At 40.9% G+C, this 19,760-nt stretch carries 19 protein-coding genes; 2 read left to right on the forward strand and 17 right to left on the reverse strand.

All coding sequences use genetic code 11. The annotated features are described in order from the left end of the window. From ACTWPM_RS07690 to ACTWPM_RS07700, 3 genes are all read right to left on the reverse strand, one after another. A partial coding sequence (locus ACTWPM_RS07690; protein WP_443132477.1) for a helix-turn-helix domain-containing protein occupies positions 1-268 on the reverse strand: 268 nt, incomplete at its 3' end. A gap of 656 nt (positions 269-924) precedes the next feature. Continuing rightward, a complete protein-coding gene (locus tag ACTWPM_RS07695; protein WP_443132478.1) occupies positions 925-2,199 on the reverse strand; it encodes an L-lactate MFS transporter in 1,275 nt (424 codons plus the stop codon). Positions 2,200-2,683: 484 nt separating this feature from the next. Further along, complete coding sequence (locus ACTWPM_RS07700; protein ID WP_443132479.1) at positions 2,684-3,463, reverse strand: alpha/beta fold hydrolase; 780 nt, start codon at positions 3,461-3,463, stop codon at positions 2,684-2,686. Between the two features lie 273 nt (positions 3,464-3,736). On the opposite strand from ACTWPM_RS07700, the gene ACTWPM_RS07705 reads away from it, so the two are divergent. Further along, entirely contained in the window at positions 3,737-4,186 is a 450-nt protein-coding gene (locus tag ACTWPM_RS07705) for a DUF1569 domain-containing protein (protein ID WP_443132480.1), read from the forward strand. A gap of 566 nt (positions 4,187-4,752) precedes the next feature. On the opposite strand, the gene ACTWPM_RS07710 is transcribed toward ACTWPM_RS07705, so the two are convergent. The 14 genes from ACTWPM_RS07710 to ACTWPM_RS07775 all read right to left on the reverse strand — a co-directional run bounded on the left by ACTWPM_RS07710 (position 4,753) and on the right by ACTWPM_RS07775 (position 17,504). Next, positions 4,753-5,178, reverse strand: coding sequence for an RDD family protein (locus ACTWPM_RS07710; RefSeq protein WP_443132481.1), 426 nt, complete (start codon positions 5,176-5,178; stop codon positions 4,753-4,755). A 591-nt stretch (positions 5,179-5,769) separates the two neighbouring features. Continuing rightward, positions 5,770-7,914, reverse strand: coding sequence for an HYR domain-containing protein (locus tag ACTWPM_RS07715; protein ID WP_443132482.1), 2,145 nt, complete (start codon positions 7,912-7,914; stop codon positions 5,770-5,772). A 745-nt stretch (positions 7,915-8,659) separates the two neighbouring features. After that, positions 8,660-9,445 (reverse strand): SDR family NAD(P)-dependent oxidoreductase, encoded by a 786-nt coding sequence (locus ACTWPM_RS07720; protein WP_443132483.1) that lies wholly within the window; start codon positions 9,443-9,445, stop codon positions 8,660-8,662. Positions 9,446-9,785: 340 nt separating this feature from the next. After that, positions 9,786-11,717: a fructose-1,6-bisphosphatase gene (gene fbp / locus ACTWPM_RS07725; RefSeq protein WP_443132484.1), complete on the reverse strand. Its 1,932-nt coding sequence runs from the start codon at positions 11,715-11,717 to the stop codon at positions 9,786-9,788. Between the two features lie 268 nt (positions 11,718-11,985). Further along, positions 11,986-12,795 carry a DUF817 domain-containing protein gene (locus tag ACTWPM_RS07730; RefSeq protein ID WP_443132485.1) on the reverse strand — a complete coding sequence of 270 codons (810 nt, stop codon included), beginning with the start codon at positions 12,793-12,795 and terminating at the stop codon, positions 11,986-11,988. A 27-nt stretch (positions 12,796-12,822) separates the two neighbouring features. Further along, the gene (locus tag ACTWPM_RS07735; RefSeq protein WP_443132486.1) at positions 12,823-13,044 is read right to left on the reverse strand and encodes a helix-turn-helix domain-containing protein; all 222 of its coding nucleotides are present in this window, start codon (positions 13,042-13,044) and stop codon (positions 12,823-12,825) included. Between the two features lie 9 nt (positions 13,045-13,053). Further along, positions 13,054-13,530 carry a DUF2975 domain-containing protein gene (locus ACTWPM_RS07740; protein ID WP_443132487.1) on the reverse strand — a complete coding sequence of 159 codons (477 nt, stop codon included), beginning with the start codon at positions 13,528-13,530 and terminating at the stop codon, positions 13,054-13,056. Positions 13,531-13,675: 145 nt separating this feature from the next. Then, positions 13,676-13,882 carry a hypothetical protein gene (locus ACTWPM_RS07745; RefSeq protein ID WP_443132488.1) on the reverse strand — a complete coding sequence of 69 codons (207 nt, stop codon included), beginning with the start codon at positions 13,880-13,882 and terminating at the stop codon, positions 13,676-13,678. Positions 13,883-13,978: 96 nt separating this feature from the next. Next, positions 13,979-14,569 (reverse strand): TetR/AcrR family transcriptional regulator, encoded by a 591-nt coding sequence (locus tag ACTWPM_RS07750; RefSeq protein ID WP_443132489.1) that lies wholly within the window; start codon positions 14,567-14,569, stop codon positions 13,979-13,981. A gap of 36 nt (positions 14,570-14,605) precedes the next feature. After that, entirely contained in the window at positions 14,606-14,923 is a 318-nt protein-coding gene (locus ACTWPM_RS07755) for a DMT family transporter (RefSeq protein WP_443132490.1), read from the reverse strand. Then, the gene (locus ACTWPM_RS07760; protein WP_443132491.1) at positions 14,923-15,264 is read right to left on the reverse strand and encodes a DMT family transporter; all 342 of its coding nucleotides are present in this window, start codon (positions 15,262-15,264) and stop codon (positions 14,923-14,925) included. The genes ACTWPM_RS07755 and ACTWPM_RS07760 overlap by 1 nt, the downstream gene beginning before the upstream one ends. A gap of 226 nt (positions 15,265-15,490) precedes the next feature. After that, a complete protein-coding gene (locus tag ACTWPM_RS07765) occupies positions 15,491-15,928 on the reverse strand; it encodes a cell wall hydrolase (protein WP_443132492.1) in 438 nt (145 codons plus the stop codon). A 105-nt stretch (positions 15,929-16,033) separates the two neighbouring features. After that, on the reverse strand, positions 16,034-16,579 hold the full coding sequence (locus tag ACTWPM_RS07770; protein ID WP_443132493.1) for a 2'-5' RNA ligase family protein: 546 nt from the start codon (positions 16,577-16,579) through the stop codon (positions 16,034-16,036). Between the two features lie 136 nt (positions 16,580-16,715). Continuing rightward, a complete protein-coding gene (locus ACTWPM_RS07775; RefSeq protein ID WP_443132494.1) occupies positions 16,716-17,504 on the reverse strand; it encodes a TerC family protein in 789 nt (262 codons plus the stop codon). A gap of 591 nt (positions 17,505-18,095) precedes the next feature. On the opposite strand from ACTWPM_RS07775, the gene ACTWPM_RS07780 reads away from it, so the two are divergent. After that, positions 18,096-19,730, forward strand: coding sequence for an FAD-dependent monooxygenase (locus ACTWPM_RS07780; RefSeq protein WP_443132495.1), 1,635 nt, complete (start codon positions 18,096-18,098; stop codon positions 19,728-19,730). The last annotated feature ends 30 nt before the right edge of the window (positions 19,731-19,760 follow it).

The raw sequence follows: 19,760 nt of genomic DNA on the forward strand, positions 1-19,760 counted from the left end.
AAGCGTCAGAAAGATGTTTGACCGAAGTTTGGATGGCCGTGCTATCCACTTCCTTTAACCAAAGGAATTCTCTTTTAAGCTTGGGTAGTTGTTTGGAACAAGTAGAGTAACTCAAACCTTTTCCGGTTTCCTTGTAGGCACGGCTCCATTCGGAGAGGAAATGATTGAAGACAAAACGAGCGCAACCGATTGTCTTAGCGATGAGCGATTCTTGGGTTTTATTTGGATAGATACGAAAGTTATACGCTTTATGCTTCAACCTTTCCACCTCCTTATCAAGAACATACGTTCTTACTTTAGGATATCACGGTAGGGAGAATATTCAAAGGCATTCGCCTTACGGCGACGGCATTCATCTCCCCCTTACCACCGGTCTTCGACACGGCGCTTGAAGAGGGAGTCTTCTGCCGATGAATGATAAATCATTTGCTTTACTTAGAGGGGAGCAATTTTTTATGCCTTATGTAAACAAAACTAGTACTCGGGGTAATACCAACATTTAGTCAAATTACTCAAGCTAAGCTAATTATTTACAAAAAAAGAACTAAATCCCCTCTTTACCTTAAGTATCGAATTCAAGATAACTAAAGCCAAGGTGTGGTTCTAATGCCTCTCGTCGAAAGCGCTGGAATCGTCCCCTCGGTTCTACAGAGCTCTGTGATTGCTGATTAACTATGAACAGCTAAAAAATGCAAATTATTTAAATTTCAGTAGAAGGTAAGTGAGGCTTTATACAAGTTAGATTTTAAGTTCTGACATTCGTTCACTTTTCTCTTATGACGTTGATTGGATGGCAATCTGGAAGACTCCTGAGGAAAGCGACCAGGTTCCGATCCGATCAACAATCCCATCCCTAAGAAAAAAGTTGAATCTCGTCGGTAAGACGTGATCCAACTTTACAATGCAGATGCTTTGGTTTCCTAATTAATAATTAACGGCTTCTTCTTCTAGTTGTTGTTGTTTTAGATCCTTCTCAGTCTTTTTAATATCCAACTTCATAAGAATGGAGACGACAAGCGCTAAGAGTATTAAAGCAAGAAAAACGTAAAATACAGCAGTGTAACTATCGGTTCTAGCCCGAATTTGAGAAACAATCATAGGTCCAAATACGCCACCTAGAGACCATGTTGTCAACAAGTACCCATGAATGGCACCGAGTTGTTTCGTTCCAAACAAATCACCAATAAATGCAGGGAGATTAGAGAATCCTCCGCCGTAACAACTAACAACGAGTAAAATTAGAAGCTGGAATAAGATGATATTTGTTGTAATCGGAAGCATAAAAAAAGCAACAGTTTGTATTAAGAAAAAGATCATAAAAACATTAGGGCGGCCAATATAGTCTGAAGCTGTTGCCCAGCCAAGACGACCTCCACCATTAAACACACCCATAAGCCCGACCATCGTAGCAGCTGAAACGGCTGATAACCCTACAACTTCTTGGGCCATCGGTGAAGCAACTGAAATCATCATAATCCCTGCGGTCGTATTAATAAGCATCATCGTCCAGAGCAGCCAAAAACGCTTTGTTTTAACCGCTTCTTTTGAAGTCAATTGTTGTAAATCCTTTTTATAAACTTTATTCCCAGAGGCCATATTTTGTTTCATAGAAGCTGGCATCCAGCCTTCTGGGGGTGGGGCAATGTAAGAAGCACCTAGTATAATAAAAACAAAGTAAGCTGCCCCTAATACGTAAAATGTGTTAGATATTCCAATTGCAGTCATTAAGTTGGCTGCAACGGGCGCTGTAATGAGAGCTCCTGTTCCAAAACCAAGTACCGCTAATCCGGTTGCTAAACCTCTTCGGTCAGGGAACCATTTCACAAGAGTGGAGACGGGTGAAATATAGCCAATGCCAAGTCCAAGTCCACTTGCTACCCCGTAGGACAATAGGAAAAATGGAAGTGAATCAATCGCGATCGCAATTCCTGAACAGGCTTGTCCTAATCCAAACAAAACACCAGCCAGGATTGCTGATTTTCTTGGACCATTTCTTTCAACAAACTTCCCAAACAATGCTGCGGATGACCCGGCCAGTGCCATCATAATGGTAAATGCAATCGTTACTTGAGTTGGGGTCCAACCCATTTGTTCACTTACGGGGGTGGTATATACGCTATATGCGTAGGCACCTCCGATGGAAAGATGGATGGAAATAGCTGATAAAGCAATTAACCATCTGTTTTTCATTGCTTGCATATTATGTACCTCCTTCACTCTTTTTGTAAGCGGATCCATAAAATAGGATACAACGGGCGGCGGAAAAAATCAAACTATTTGAAATTATTTGAAATATGGAACTATGGTGGGAGATTCCATACTCTCCACCTCCTGGACGAGGCTCACACTAGAAAAGAAGTGTTTGTGGACATAGCGGATTCCGTTCCCTATCGCAAAACTCGAAATTACACTTTAAAATGTAACTAGATTTGCTTTACTGTTTGCACAGTATTTGTAGTGGTATTTGTAATTAAAATTAAAAAAATCTCAGTTCAGTGAACTGAAATTTTTCTTCTATTTATTTTCAATTGCTTCTTCAATTAAAGCCCCTATTGCGGAAGACTTGGATTCGAGATAACTTGGAGCAGAACTTAAACTAACGTCCCGATAGCCTTTTACACCTTAATATAAACTCCAATCCATGATCTTATATAGTCTAGACCACAAAGTCCATCCACTTTTATTACTTGAAAAAGGTCGAAAGTATTGGCAACAGTTTTTTTCCATTAACCATGTGGTCTTGCTTTGCAAGTTGTACAAACCTTGCGTTTGGAATTGCCTTTGTTAATCTACGACCAACATCATATATTGAGGCCGGGCTTTTTTCGCCCACGATTATTTGCGTAGGTATGGAAATTCGAGTAGCTCGTTCAACGGGTGGCATATCCTGAGTTAGAGTAATATCATAAGCAAGGGTTGGAGCTAGATCTTTCGTCGTTCTCCAGCCAGGAAATAACGGCAACATTAAAATAAATACTTTGGGCATCCCAATCCCCTTTAAAAAGGTAATCATTGCTTCTGCATTTTTCTCGTTATCGAGAAGTTTGTGTATTTTTTGGCTTAATTGGTTGTATTCGGCTTTTTCTTTCTCGTCACGTACATATGGCGCATCATACATCGTGACTTTTTGCACTTTGTTGCCAAGTCGAAGTGCTGCCTCAAGTGCGATTACAGCACCAGAAGAATGGCCATACAAATACGCCTTGCCGCCTGCAGTATCAATCATTGCTTCGATATCTTCAATTTCACGTTCTATAGTATAAGGCAGTGTGTTACCACTATCGCCGCGTCCACGGCGGTCATAATTGTAAACAGTGAATTCTGTGGCAAATATTTTGGCATCTCGCACTATGGGCTTAAATGAGCGATGGCAGCTTGCTCCCGTAATATAAATGAGCGCTGGACCACTTCCGTAAACATCGTACGCCAAGGTTGTGCCGTCTTTAGACTGGGTCGTTTTCATATATCTCACCTTTCCCCTCAAAAAATAGATGAATTTCACCCACATACATTTGCCAACACTTCAATCAATATTCCACCAATACATACATTAAATTACCTAAACATTAATTTCTACATCACCAATAAACTCCCTTCTATTATTAAATAAACTGAACAGATTGTTTAAAGGTAAGCACCCGTGAGTTAAAAGGATTAAATAACGTTGGCGTTGAATTATATATTAAATAATCAAGAGCATTTTTGGGTTAAAATAAAAAACTAAAGGAGTATACTAATGAATAATATTTTTGAGATTACGTACTCAGATGAGATATTAAATCGTATCGAAAACTTAAATGTAGATTCACAACCAAAATGGGGAAAAATGGATGTCTCTCAAATGTTAGCTCATTGCTCAGCTTTCCAAGATATCGCAATGGGATACTCTTTACCCCCAAGAGGTTGGTTAGGGTTATTAGTAGGTAGATTTGCAAAACCCATTTTTTATAATGACAAACCTTTAGACCACAACATGTCGACTATTCCAACCATTTTAATTACAAGTAAAAGAGATTTTGATATAGAAAGAGAAAAACTGAAACAAAAAATAATAATATTTCAAAAGAATGGACCAGAGGCTTGTACAGATCATCCACATCCTTTTTTCGGAAAACTTACTTCCGAACAATGGGGAAAAGGAATCTACAAGCATCTTGACCACCATTTAAAACAATTTGGTGTTTAGTAACAGGAATTTACATATACCGTACCATCTTAAAGTATCCTGGTTTGTCAGTTAAATAGCTTAATGACCTGATATTCCTTGTGCTTAGATAATAAAGGGCTAAGGCTTTATTGAACAATCGCTCCCTTTAGGTTAAGACTCGAATTTGATATATATATGATTATTAAATACTTCTTAAGGTTGCTTACCGTTCTTTCCAAAGGCTTTACTAAGCTTATTAACAATTATTACCCCTATTATCCCACCAAGACTGGTACCAACGAAGGTAGCCCATTCTATCCCTTCCTCTGTCCATAAACTAATGGCTAAATGGATAATGAACAGAATAACTACAAAATAAGTTAAATATTTTAAAGTACCATTAATTGATATCTCCTCCAGTAATTTTTTTCAACTAACTGTGCCAACACTCAACAAACTAACATTTTTCAGACCTTCACTTATGTATTGAGGGAGCGAGAACGGTATTAGGCAAAAGCCCCCGTTTATGTAAGACTCGAATTCAAGATATTTCATAATGCTCTTTTACTTTAGCACCCTATAGATTAAGTTCCATTACTCATAATTTAGTTCCGGATTGGTGGGGATGTTGTCACATAAGTTTGCGCAATAAAGTCATGTATTGCTCGTTTATCTTCTCTTACCCCTATCATAAAGGCACTTACAATCAATCCAATTCCTAATGTGAGAGCATAGGCAATTCCTGATACTATAACCCTTAATATCATTGTACCAACCCCAACTTTTCTTCCGTCAATTCTTACGATACGATTGCCTGCCATTCTTCTCCCTAACGTGTACCCAGACCATAAAACAGGTAATAACAAGGTATAAAATAATCCTAAAATATCAGTAGGGTAGGAGTTTTCACCATCATAAAATACTCCATATAGAAAGTAAGAAATAATTCCTGTTACCGCAAATATAATAATAAAATCTAAAACACTTGCTAAAAACCTGTTCCTAAAACCAGCTGGATAAGTAACTTCCATATACACCATCCTTTCATAATTTTTATATCGCTAGCCTTCACACTAAAGTAATAGTCCCTTTACAACTAAAGCCCCCATTTCCATAAGACTCGATTTCGAGATATTCTTAAGTTCGTTATCTTAATTTAACTGTCCCTTTACCTAAAGCAGGTAGCTATTTTTTCGTGAATTGAAATTATCAACCCATATAATGAAACGTAGAGTAGTAATTTCCCGTAATACATGTAATCATATCTGGAGGTGCATGATGAAAGACATTTTCAAACTTATACTCGCAGTAATTTTAGGTATAGCATTGTGGGATGGAATAAAATACATATGGAATCTACTAATTTAAATCGTTAAAAAACAACCATTTTTTGGTTGTTTTTTACTGTCAATAAGTTATCAATGTATTATTGCGGAAAAGCCCCCAATAACTGAAGATTTTAATTCGAGATAATAACCCCATCAGAATCAATAATCTCTCACTCGCTGTGACCGGGGTAAACATTGGTCTGAGCATTAGGATGTCATGTTTCAGGAGGTGAGGTTATTTGCTGCCACTGGCCATACATTTTTCCTCTTGACTTTCCTTGTAAGGGCTATATTTTACCTTATTATAAAACAGTTTCCTGCTGTAACGATTGCTGTAATTGAGGTTCCTTCCGGATAACACACTTCCACTTCATCTACTGTGTCAATTGTAACTTCGAATTCACATATCGTACGGTTGTTGCACGTGTACCTGATCATGATCGGTACAGAGAATCGGATGGGGACGGTACTGAATCCTGGTCTTGCCGTAACCCGCCTGACGTCGTCGAGTATGGTGAAGGTGGAGGCATTCGGTAGCACTTTACAGCTTGAAGTCACTTCGTTTCCTTCATTTTGGCAGTTTAGAATTGGGATGATACATTCATCAGGTACTGACACTGTGCGTAATGATTCGGTGCAAAATACCACCCAATCGTAGACTCTTTGGGCGCGGATACATTCCTTAGATGGTTGAGAGTTCGTTCCTTGTAGATCGGACTGAGTATCATTGACTTGAATTTCCAGATTCACCTCCGCTACTACCTGAACTTCTTTTGCCAGTGTTAGGTTAAGCTCTAATGAAAGTGGAGGGAGTTCTATAACAGTGATGTCAAAGGAGCACGAGCTCATATTTCCTGCTGAATCTTCCGCCATACACGTGACTGAAGTAACACCCAGGGGGAAGAAAGAGCCTGAAGGAGGGGAGCAGATGTGTGTGACGACCGAGCAATTATCCGATACAGTAGGATCAGGATAGGTGACCACTGTTCCTGTATCCCCAGGGGGAACACCGACCAGAATATCCTCAGGACAATGAATAGTTGGAGATTCTGTATCTTCAACAATGACTAAAAAGCTGCACGTGGCTGAATCTCCGCTTGTATTAGTTGTGGAGCATGTTACTTCTGTCATGCCGACTGGGAATGACTGCTCTTCTACTAAAGTGACTGTTTGAAGGGGTGGGGAAATGGTTTCGGTTCTGCCATTACACGAAATTTCTGTAATTCCACAATCATTACTTCTGGCTACCACTTCGTATGAGACGGTGGCCGAACATACACCAGGATCATTTGCTACTGTAATATCAACAGGGCACGAGATATTCGGGTTACATACTGCTGCTGGTTCTGTCAGCCAAGGAGTGTAGTCCACGTTCCCGACCGTCGTATCACCCCCTGGCGTATTCGGTCCATCCTCACTTCCCCACCAATTGTTTTCTGCATCCAGTGGTGGTGCTGCCATCGAGTTATAGAAAAGGCCGCCATCCGGGTTATTAAAGATATTATTGCCATTGACCCTTACGTTGGTTGGCACATTGCCTGCTTTACCTACTACAATCCCATATGTGGTATTAGGGCCGTCCCCGTTATCATGGATGCAATTATTAATAATGGTGATGTTATTGGTCTGCCCGTCGAGGAACAGGGCGCCGTTTGTGCCACGACTATCGTAAACCTCGTTTCCTTCCACCAACGTATCACTCATGATCACAACGATACCATCTTCGTTAATATTATAAATGATATTGTTACGAATGATACCGCCGGGAAGGTTTTCGTCTACACCCGTATCATCTCCCAACTTAATACCATCGTTCGAAACCATGGCCGTCATATCGTAGAGAATGTTATATTCAATGATTGAATTAGTAGCCTGGTAGAGCGCAATGCCGGCATCAGTGGATCGGATGGCATGCAGCTCGTTATAACTGATCGTATTGTTGTCCGAACTACAACAAATGTTAATGCCATCACCGGCTGTATCATAAATATGATTATAACTAATTGCTCCTTCCACGATTCTGCGTAGTTGAACACCTTCATCTGCTGCTCCGTGGATGATGTTATAAATTACGTTAGGTCGTAGCTTGGTAGGCGCCGCATCCGGTGCATCCACCAGGTCACCTGTGCCATTTCTTATTTCAAAGCCATTTATCGTTACATCATCCGCGGTAATCCTAAAAATCCTCGCTAAGTTGAAAAGCGTTCCATCAACAATTGCTTCCGTCGCAGGATCTCCTGGAATGCGTGTGGTCATACAATTCGGACGCGGATCGACATTGGCTTGAGGACCAAGGATCGACACTGATTTGTTCGCCATTATCGTTGCAGTAGGACTATACAAACCTGCTGCCACATTCACGGTACCGCCGGCATCGACCGCATCAATCCCCTCTTGAATTGTTGCATATTCACTTGGTACAAATACTTCACTAGGCATGATCATCCTCCTTTCCTTTTATTGAGTACACAGGAAAGAATGAACATTTCTAATAGTTTTATTCATGTGAATGATAATTGTATAGGCATAATACCTAATATAGAAGGAACAGATAAAAAGAAGTTGGATTAGGGTACTTATTCTAAAAACCGAAGTTCCAGTGTTTGTCCGCGATCGGTGCCCCCTCTTTTATTACGGTTTGGCCAAGTCAATGACCACACTTCAACAGATACTATCCTTATAGGCAGATTGAATTACGTTGTTCTAAATGCGAAAGTTGGGTTACTCACATAATCCAAAACATTTCAAAATATTGTAAAAAAAGTAATTTTTGAGTCTAATATCTCGAAACTGAGTCTTCAACTAACCTGCCCTTTACTTGAAGACTCGAATTCGAGATAATTAACATGCAATACACCAGTCCTCCTTACATATTACTCTCCTCCACCACCTACGATCTGAACACACATTCTAAAGAAAGGATAGCTTTTGACCCTTAGCCTACCATGCGAATGATATAACTCGTGGGGGGTCTTTAAGAAAATCCTAGGAAGAGATGAAGGGCGTATGAGACTTTACAAATACCGATAATATCAACCAAAAACATGAACTCGTTTTTCCAATAAAAAGAGGCTTATCTCGAATACAGATAAACCCTGCTATAAGACTCGCATTTCTTCTATATAGTATTAGAAGAAGAAAAGGACGATTCCTTTTTGTGAAATCGTCCCTTAATAAACTGAAATTACTGCTTAGGTTTTGCCTTTTCAGCATGGCTAGCTGCTTTAACTTCTTCAGGCGTTTGTTTATTTTCTTCTGCTTCTTTCTTCGTAGCTTCATCCCCACACACAACATGATCTAGCTTATTTTTTAAAGCTTCATACCCTTGTTGTGCTACTAATTCTTTATCATTTTTGTTTCTTTCGTCTCCAAAGTAAGTAGAATCCATGCCGGCATTATGGTGGAAACTAGTATTCGTAGCACCAGGAAGCATGGCTGTTACATTGACTCCTGTTCCTTTTAACTCTTCTCTTAAAGATTCGGCAAACATAAACCCAAATGCTTTAGATGGACCATACACCGTTTCGTAAGGCGTGGGTAACGTCGCAGATACAGAAGAAACGATAAGCAGATCTCCATCTTTATTCGGAACCATATCCTGCACTACACGTTTAGCCATATGAACCGTTCCGGAAATATTAATGTCGATTAACTTCAACTCTTCTTGTAAATCATTTTCTAAGAAGGAACCTCCCATACCGATACCAACATTCAGAACAGCTGAATCTAGCTTTCTATCTTTACTTTTAACAAACTTCCAAAATTCTTCAACGCCATCATAAGTGGATGCATCAGCTTTGAAAGGATAAGCTTCCACACCTAATTTTTCAATTTCTTCAGCTGATTGATAAATATTTTCACTGGACCCAGACATCGCAACATCATAACCATCATTCGCAAATAATTTCGCTAACTCAAAACCCAAACCTGATGTTGAACCTGTAATCATTACAAATTTTCTATTTACCATCGTAATCACTCCTTAAATTTAAAAATCCCTAATAGAATTGCCTTATTTATAGTGAAGCCTTGGGCTCATTAACAGTCTCGAACTTTATCTAAACAGCTTCCGCACATGAGAGAGAATATTCCCAAAGCCCATACATATCAAACGTACTTTTCTACGGAGACTTCTTTATACTCCTTATGTTGTTTATGTTCCGTAAATGGATAGAAACACCTGAATCATTCAGCGAATGATCGTGGCTAGATTTAGAAAAATATAGGTTACACAATAGTATGGAAATTCAGTTTCGAGATAACTAAAAGAAAAGCCGGCTATTTTAGCCGGCTTCTTGAAAGGAACATACTCAATTTATATAACGATACTCCATCAAACTGTTCAAAATATAGATTTCCTGCAATAATTCTTCTCCCACATTTGTCTCAAGAACCTTTTTCCTCTCAAGCTCCTTATCCACCAATCGTTTAACCGATAATACATCCGTTCCATTTCTCAGTACTTCCTCTTTGGAGTTAAAGTGTTTGTGGGCGACAAGCTGCATACCGTAGGAATTGAACAGTAACGTATATCCAGCTATCCCGGTTTTGGACTGATAGGCCTTAGAAAATCCTCCATCGATGACAATCATCTTTCCGTTTGCTTTAATTGGATTTTCCCCATCGATTTCTTTAACCGGGGTGTGACCATTGATAATATGGCCTTGATTAGGGTCCAGGCCAAAGTCATTCAGGATTTCACGGCAGGTTTCTTCATCTTCCCGCAAGTGGTAATAGGGATTTTTTCTTTCTTTATGGACTTTCTTATCCTTAATGAAGTACCTTTCAAAAGTGGTCATTTCCCGCTTCCCAAATAGGGAGGAATATTCGCCTGTCCATAGATACCAGGACATGTCTGTAGCAAGATCATCCGTCTCTTCCGGGTGGGCAAACGCATAGCGTAGATAATGCTCAAAAACATCAAGCAATTCTCGTCCGCCATAGGTGCGATTTTCGATTGTCATTTTTTCCATGTTTCCTTTTTCATCTAACGGAATGCACCCATGAATTAATAAGTTTCCGTTATATTTCAAATAAAGACTGCCTTTTTTCATGAAAAAATTCATGTGTCTGGCTAGTTTTTCAGAATGCTGGACTGAAAACAACAGCTTTTCCATCACTTGCTCTTCTTCCTCTAATAGCTGGTCAGGACGCTCAGAATCAACCGTGGCAAAACAGGTGTCTTCCAGTGGGTAGGTTTCCCCGTGGATCGTTATTTCGTTGTTGTCGTAATCGACTTTCTCGAGCAGCAGCCTATCTTCCATATTAAAATAAGAGCGCCTTTTTATAATAGGGCTTTCCAGCTTGAACTGAATCATGGCAATAGCTTGATGGATTTTGGTGATTTGCAATTTTTCATGCTCCGATGGTTCATCATCCGGCTGGGTTTTTGGCCGGAAGGCAGGATTGTCATCATAATACCTTTCCGCAAGATTAAGAAGGGGTCTAAGATTAATGCCATATACGTCCTCGATAATCTCTAAATTGTTATAGCGGGCACAGATACGGATGATATTAGCGAGACATACCTTTGAGCCTGCATAAGCGGCAATCCAGAGGACATCGTGATTTCCCCACTGAATATCAACGGAGTGATAATTAATAAGGGTTTCCATGATTTTGTCAGGTTCGGGTCCTCGATCATAAACATCCCCAACCACATGGAGATGGTCCACTACCAGCTGCTGGGTGGTATAAGCTAGGCCGATGATGAGCTTATCCGACTGCCCGAGGGAGATAATCTGCTGAAGAATCTTGGAATAATACTGCTCCTTATTCGTGAGTTCATCTGTTTTGTAAAGCAGTTCTTCAATAACATAGGCAAATTGGCTGGGCAGGGCTTTTCGCAGTTTGGAGCGTGTATATTTAGAGGAAGCATAAGAAACGAGCTTCATCATACGTTCAATGATTTGAGCGTACCAATCGTTTAATTCTTTTTCGTTGTCAAAGCTATTTTTGATGAGCTTGATCTTCTCTTCCGGGTAATAGACCAAAGTGGCGAACTCATCAATTTCTTTTTCGGATAACTCCTCGGCAAATAGATCGGTTATTTTCTCTTTTACTTTCCCTGAACCATTTCTTAATACATGTTGAAAAGCTTGATACTCCCCGTGTAAATCACTGACAAAATGCTCTGTGCCTTTGGGCAGATTAAGAATAGCTTTAAGATTAATAATTTCAGTGACCACTTTCTCTTCACTATCAAATTTTTGGGCGAGCAGGTCCAAGTATTTAGTATTCAACGTTTTGTATCCCCTTTCAAAATTCATCACTAGAAATCTATTTGCTGTTTAGACAACAAGAGAAACCAAAAATTAAATGCCTCTTATATGTTTATTTGCAATCTATTATTCATCTAAATCGTAACATATTTTTCAAATTTTTAGACATGCATTTTCCAGTAGACGACTTTTTTCACCACGAAAAACACCACACAATTGAACGGAAATGTGTGGGGTCTTCTTTTACCTATATATCTTCCTATAAAGCAGACGATAGACTTGCATGTTATTAGGAAGTCTTGCTGTTCACCTTCGACATCCTGGCGCTATCATTGGTGGAAGTTTCTCCTTTTACCTGCTTCAAGGTCGCCACGATCAGAAAGCTTACAATCACTAATAACAGCCAGGAACTTACTTTTCCTAAATGAACGAGGCTCCACGCGTCACGCTGATAAGGATACTCCCAGGCTCCGAAGTACGTGGCGATGTTCTCCGCTATCCATATAAAAAATCCGATGAGCACAAATGAAAGAGCCAGCGGCATTCTATAACGGGTTCCGTTCACTTCATAGATCACCCACGCTTGCCAGAATACGATAATGACAAGTCCAGATAACCACCAGCGTACGTCCAGCCAATAGTGATGGGTGAAGAAATTCAAGTATATGGCAGCTGCAAGAGGTACAACGACCAAAGAAGACGGCCACTTAACCAGACGGACTTTCAGCCTCCTCCAAGCCTGGCAGAGATAACTTGCCACACTTGCGTACATAAAGCCGCTGTACAACGGTACGCCAAAGACCTTGGAATAGCCTTCCTCTGGATAGGACCAAGAACCCATATGTACTTTAAAAAGTTCAAGGGCGAGGCCAATCACGTGGAACAAAGTAATGACCTTGAGTTCATCCCGTGTTTCAAGGCCGGAACGAACCATCCACCACTGCATCAGAAGGCAGATGATCAGCAGCCAGTCATACCGGGGCAGAAAAGGAAGGGGCACCATTTGAGTAATAGCCAGAGAGGCAAAAATAACGACGGGAAACAAACACGAGAGAGCCTGTTCCCAGCCAAAGTAAACGAGTTGTTTCAAGGCTCTCATCATTTCCACCTCCCGTTTCCAGCTTGACTAATCTTCATCGTCTTCCTCACGTTTGTATTCCAAAATGTCCCCAGGCTGGCAGTCCAATGCTTGGCAGATTGCCTCTAAAGTCGAAAACCGCACGGCTTTTGCCTTGCCATTCTTCAATATGGACAGATTGGCCATCGTTATGCCCACCTTTTCCGAAAGTTCTGTAACGCTCATTTTCCTTTTAGCCAGCATGACATCGATATTGATTATAATCGCCATGTAATCACCTCATACCGTTAAGTCATTTTCTGATTTGATTGCTATGGCATTCTTCAATAGCATTTGTAAAACGGCCGTAAACACGGCAATGACCAGGGAGGCAAATACAAAGACCAGTCCAATCACTATGACACCTGGAGCATCGTCCAGCTCTCCTATTAAATAGAAGAAAGGCATGGCCGCCATGTATACGACACTGATCGTGACAGCGCTGAATTTAATTCTCTTCAAGGCTTTTACAGATGACTCTGAGAAAGCATTATTTTTGTCAATGAAGCCTAACAGCCTTAGCGCCTGGTACAGCGCCATAAAGAATGGAATCGCAGCTATATACATCGCTGCCAAAACGGGATAGATGTACGAAGCATATTCCGTGTCGGAGGCTTCCCTAGCAATGGAGGGCAGCGCAAATATACACAAAGCAATTACAGGAAGTCCTATGAGAAAAACAGAAACCTTTAAAAATAATGTTGAGCCTCGCTTCATAAGAGCACCTCTTTTAATTTTTAAGTCATTACAATCATAAATCATTATTTATTGTTTTACAATAAATTTTTATCGATAGTAACCTTTCCTTTTAGACAAAAAAAGAGCATTCTTCATGACAAAGAAATGCTCTGTAACGGTTAATTTATCCAAAATAACCAAAGGCAGTTAAAAGCCCAACCCCTATACATGTGGCGACGACTCCTATAACCGTGGTAAGAGTAGCTTTCCTTCGTTCCCTGGTTTCCACCCATACCGTAATCCCGAGTAAGATGGAAAACAAAATCCCCATAAATAACGAAGCGAATGGATTCGTTGGATTGATCCAATCAAACCAGCTTAAGAAGCTCATAATTATTCCTCCGTTCCTGCACTGATCGACGTACGATTACCTGTGCGGCAATGATACTGCTTCTTCTATCCTTACTATTCTTGATATCTATCCCATTCATGATTGATTCGAAAGTCCGCGCCAATACAGATACCAGGAAGCCTCTAATCTTCTTTCCAAACGGCCAGGACCGCCATACAGCATTTCCACATAAAGACTATCCAGCAAGGCAAAATACGCTGATGCAGCCTCCTGCTTTCCGACCTCAGCATCAACTTCTCCCTTTTCTTTACCGGAAGCTATAACCGGAAGCAATAATTCCTCTGATTTGTCCAGGTATTCGTAGGTGAGGCCCATTACCTGATCGTTCAGGTGAACCGGCGGGTAAAACGCTGTACGGATCCAGAACTTGGTGGAATCGTTCTTTTCGTAACGATTAATACTTTGCAGAAGAAGCCCGTACAGAAAGTCTTTTAAATGAAGATCCTTATTCTGTTCAATGTAATCCATTACAAAATTCACTTCGTGCTCATAAGCATCCTGGCACAGATGAAGGAAAAGGTCGTCTTTACCTTTAAAGTGAGTATAAATCGATTGTTTTTTGATTCCTACTTCATCAGCTATTTCCGCCATGGATGCCCCTTCATAGCCATTTCGCGCGAAATTCTTTAATGAATATTCCTTAATTTGCAGCGAAGTTATGCTCATTTGACTCGTCCTTCCTCTATCCTTAATTAAACTGCTTCATGAACTGATCAGTTTTAACCCTACTGCTGCCGATAATACCATAGCCATAAATACAATTCTAAGCCAGTTTTTTGATTCTCCAAAAAACAGGATGCCAACGAGGACGGATCCTACGGTGCCGATCCCCGTCCAAACGGCATAAGCAGTACCCATCGGCAGGGATTGCATCGCAAAACTTAAGAAACCGAAACTGCTGACCATTCCTAAAAATAGTACTAAAAAGGATAAAACATTTTTATTACGCAGAATTAAATTCAGCCCTGTTACTCCAATAACTTCAGAGCCTCCTGCCAACAGAAGAAAAATCCATGCCATCACGATGCACTCCTTTCTGCTTCAGGTTCTCCAGTGACTAGTTTAAGACCTATGACTCCAATAAGGAGGATCAGAATTAGAAATAATTTCAAAAACTGGACGGGCTCTCCGAAAACCAGCATTTCCATCAATACTGTACCGGTTGTGCCAAGACCTGTAAAGACAGCATATACCGTTCCTACGGCAAGTTTCTGCGTGGCCTTAAAGATCAGAGCAAAAGAAATGACAATTGCTATACTCGTCCCGATCCAGGTCACGCTATTATAAGCATGCTTCAGTCCCATAACCCAGCCTACTTCAAATAAAGATCCAATCACTACAAACAACCATGCACGATTCATATATATTTCTCCTTTTATTCATGATTTTCATAACATACACTTCTAACTTACGAACGGTCGTAAGGTAATCATAGCAATTGTATTTTAGGGCGTCAATCAAAAGAAACCAGTCAGATTTTTCCTTGTTCATCTTTAAGATCGATGGGACACGTTTTAACCATAAACAAAGACGACTACTCTTATGGAGTAATCGTCTTTGTTAGGGAGGCTAAGTTTTTTATGAATGCTAAGTATAAACGCTGGCACAAGTCCCTGCTATTGGTTCATAATAACAATGATTTTTAAATTGTCCGGTAAAAGGCTGATCGTACCACGTTGGTGGACATGGACCATATGGATTAAAGTACCAAAGAGCATATTTCGCCGGGTGCTGTCTCCAGTAATCCAAATTCCTTTTGGCTAATCTTTTTTCTACGGACCTCGCTCTGTTGTAAAATAAATTACCCTTCTGGACAGCTTCAAAAGCATAATTTCCGCCTTGCACTTGGTAAATGACCTGCGGAATGGTTCGTACTTCTGTAAAGTCTAAACAATCTGCTTGAGCCCGGTTAACAATAACGTTTCCGACGTAAAGCATTCCTTGTTTTCCTTCACCTTCTGCTTCTGCTCTCATCATCCTTGCCATTAAAGCAACGTCTGAATCCCTGTATTTTACTCTTGGCATTTTTTCACCCCAACATATTGTATGAAAAAAGCCTATTTTGATGTCTAAATTCTGTTTTTATATGCTCCAAATATTCCCCTTATATTTCCACCTCAGGTCTAACATTTATTGGAAATCTCTTGTATTCAAATAAATGTCCTCTAACTTTTCATACCTATCCGCATGAGTCTTGCGTTCATAAATTCTTATAAAGGTTACTTCAAATTGAGGATAAGGGGATAATTCTATGGCTGCCGCTTTTTCCATCTCTAATAACTCACGCTTTGAGAGACCGAATTGTTCTTTAGCCAGGGTTACATGAGGAACAAAATCATCCAGTTCAAAGTACTTCCTGATCTGTTCATCTGACGGAGAGATTTCATGGACAATACGTTCGTGAAGGTTAAATAAATGATCTGAATGGACACGTAAATATAATATGTGATCTCCAAAGTAGGAAGGATCAGCTAACTGAACAGAAAAAGCACTGACGCTTTCGCAGACCTTCGCAATTCGCTCTACCCAGTATTTATCGGGCGATAACCCTCCCTGGGCTTTCAACGTGATATGAGGTTCTACGATAGTATGATTCATCCACTTCTTTTGAAAATGTTCAATTCTTTCTTTATATGAATCCGGTGGTACAATTCCTATAAAATACTCCGCGCCCATGTTTTCACTCTCCTTTTGATGATATTTGATCTCCCTGCTAACGGCAGTCTTTCGTGAACAAATCCGCTTCAAGCTGTTAATCCAACATTTAACCTTTTAAAAAAGCCCCCCAGTAAATGGAGGGCTTCCCTGGTCATTAAGATCCAGAGTTCCTATAAAGTTCTTTGTTTTCATCTTTACGTAAGTGTCTGCCTGACCAGAACCAGCCGCCAACAGCTACCGAAAGCAGCACGGCCCAGAATGTAACCGTCCAGCCAACACTATGAGCAAAGTGTTCATCCAATACGCCCACGTCTTTGTGAGATAATGTGATGACAGCTAATTTAATACCGACCCATGCAACGATTAAATAGGCGGTTGTTTCTAAACTTGGCCGTACTCTGAGAAGCTGCACGAACCAGGTGGCTGCATATTTAATCAGGATCAGTCCGGCAATTCCAGCAATTACGACGACGATGAATTTACCTCCGTCCATTCCGCCAAAAGTCGGCAGCGGCGAATTCGGAAGAGCTAATGCCAGAGCCACCGCAGCAAGAATGGAATCGATCGCAAATACGAGATCCGCCAGGCCGATTTTAGCAACAGTAGGCCAGAAGCCTTTTCCTTTTACTGGTTTATCATCATTGGACTCCGCTTCTTCTTCGTGAGTCCTACCAATCAGACTCTTCACGCCTAAGTAGATAAGATAAACAGCTCCAATGGCTTGGACTTGCCAAACATTGGCTATAAATGAAATAGCGAATAATGCACCGAACCTAAAAATAAATGCTCCTATAATTCCGTAATTGATCGCTCGTTTTTTCTCATCCTCAGGCAAATGCTTGGCGATTACAGCCAAAACTAACGCATTATCTGCCGATAAGAGCCCCTCAAGACCGATCAGTATTAATAAAGTCCATCCATATTCCAACCAAATAGAATCCAAATTGTTATTCTCCCTTCTCTTAAAAAAACACAGAGGTCTTTACCACTTTTTCATGGTAAAGACCTCAAAATAAAGACCTTTACCCCGCTGGCAAAGGTCTTGCTAGCAACTATATAGTCGCCAGTAGTGCCGAGAGTGAAGTACGTTCACTCTGTAATGACGACAATACTGTTAAAGCTACTCCCCTTATAAACTATTAAAAATATACCAAGTTACTTGCCATTGGTCAAGCTGCTGATGATATCCAATGGGAAGGAATGGTAGAATATACGGAAGGATCTGAACCCCAAAGTGATTAGCCTAAGAGTTTCGAAGATTTACAACCCAGACGCCATAATCCGTCTGGCCCACGGGCTTAATTAAGTCTCAAAAGAGTCTTTTGATAGGCGAGTTTGAAAAAACTTTTCCTCTATGATTTATTAGAGCTAAAACGAATGTGAATGAAGCAGGAAAGCTTCTTTGGATAGAAATCCGCCTGCTTGCAGCACACTATTCTAAAGGAAGAGGTTAGAAAACGACCCTTTTCGGAAAAAGAACTAGGAAGAAGCAATCATACATGAATCTAATTCAATTCGTTAGGAGAGGTTTTACATGCAGGAAACACACACAGATATATTAATTATCGGTGCAGGACCAAGCGGGCTGACACTCGCTAATCAGCTGGAACGCTATGGAGTCCGGTACCGGATTATTGACCAGAACAAAGAAAGATCCCGCTTCTCCAAAGCCCTCGTGATGCACCCCCGAACCTTAGAAATGATGGATTTACTCGGGTTGTCTCAATCGTTTCTTCAAGCCGGGACCCCCTATAAAGAAATTGATTTTTATTATAATGAAGATATGCTCGCTGTGCTGGATTTCTCCAATATCAGCGTTTCAGCTGATTTCCCCTTTGTAAACGTTATCCCCCAAAGTAAAACCGAAGAGATTCTCGAAAGCGGGTTAGCTCAGTCTCGTGTAGAAAGGGCAGTAACGCTAACAGGATTAGAGCAGCAGGAAGAGCTCGTCCACGCTTCGATACAAAAAGCAACTAGTGAGGAAACCATTACGGCCCGCTATGTGATCGGCTGCGACGGCGCTCACAGTACCACCCGTCACCTCCTGCAAATTCCTTTTACTGGAGAGTCCGAGGAAGTTAACGTCATGCTTGCCGACGTGAAACTTTCACCTTCGAAAAACGGCATTTCGCTCACAAGCAGTGACCGGGGTCTTGTTTTTGTGGCTCCCTTTCAAGGAGAATATACCCGGGTCATTGTAATCGACTACAAAAAACAAGGCGAGGATTTCCCGGAAGAGATAACGCTTGCTGATATCGAAGACTCCCTTGCGGAGATTTATCCTGAAACTTTATCCCTGCACGAACCTTACTGGATATCAAGTTTTTCCGCTTCCCACAGGCAGGCGAGCACTTATCGCGAAGGAAACGTATTCCTCGCTGGAGATGCGGCTCACATTCATAACCCCATCGGTGGACAGGGGATGAACGTAGGTATACAGGATGTGATGAACCTGGGATGGAAGCTCGCCTATACCGTGCAGCATCAGTTAAATGAAACGCTGCTTGATTCTTATCATGCGGAAAGAGCTCCTGTCGCTGAGGAGGTCATTAAGAAAACCAGTTACCTTATGAAAGGCATGACCATTAAGAGCCATTACGGGATTAAAGCACGTAATAAAGGAATGAAGTGGCTGCTTCCAAATAAAAAAGTCCAGACAAAAGTAACGGAAAACATGGCCCAGCTGGATGTGGATTATTCTTTTACCAAATTTGCGAAAAGCTTCAGGAAGTTTACCAACGTAAAGAAGGTTGAATCAGGAAACCGTGTGCCTGATGTTTCTTTTCTAACTCCTGCAAAAGAAGAAAAAACGCTCTATTCTATGCTCCGGGATCACCCATGTCTCTATTTAATCATCGCCGGAGAAGAACATCCGCCACAGTATCAGGAAGCCGTGCACAACGCCGTCAACGCTTTTAACACTCGTGTGGGAGACATCCTTAAGCCGCTTTTTGTTACCTTCCAAGAAGTAGGTGATCCCAGAAAAACCACGGACATGGATTCGGAATTGTATTTGGATTTGAATGAAGAATCCAATCAACGGCTCCATTTAACTCCCGGGGATATGATGGTCATCCGGCCTGATGCTTATGTGCTGCTCCACACCTCAATTACGGAAACCGACCAGTTGACCAAAGCATTACTCCATTACTTCGGCCATTCCCTGTAGCCAGGTTGTGATTTAATAAAAAAACTCAGT

Source organism: Halobacillus sp. K22, assembly GCF_052246795.1.
Lineage (GTDB): Bacteria > Bacillota > Bacilli > Bacillales > Halobacillaceae > Halobacillus.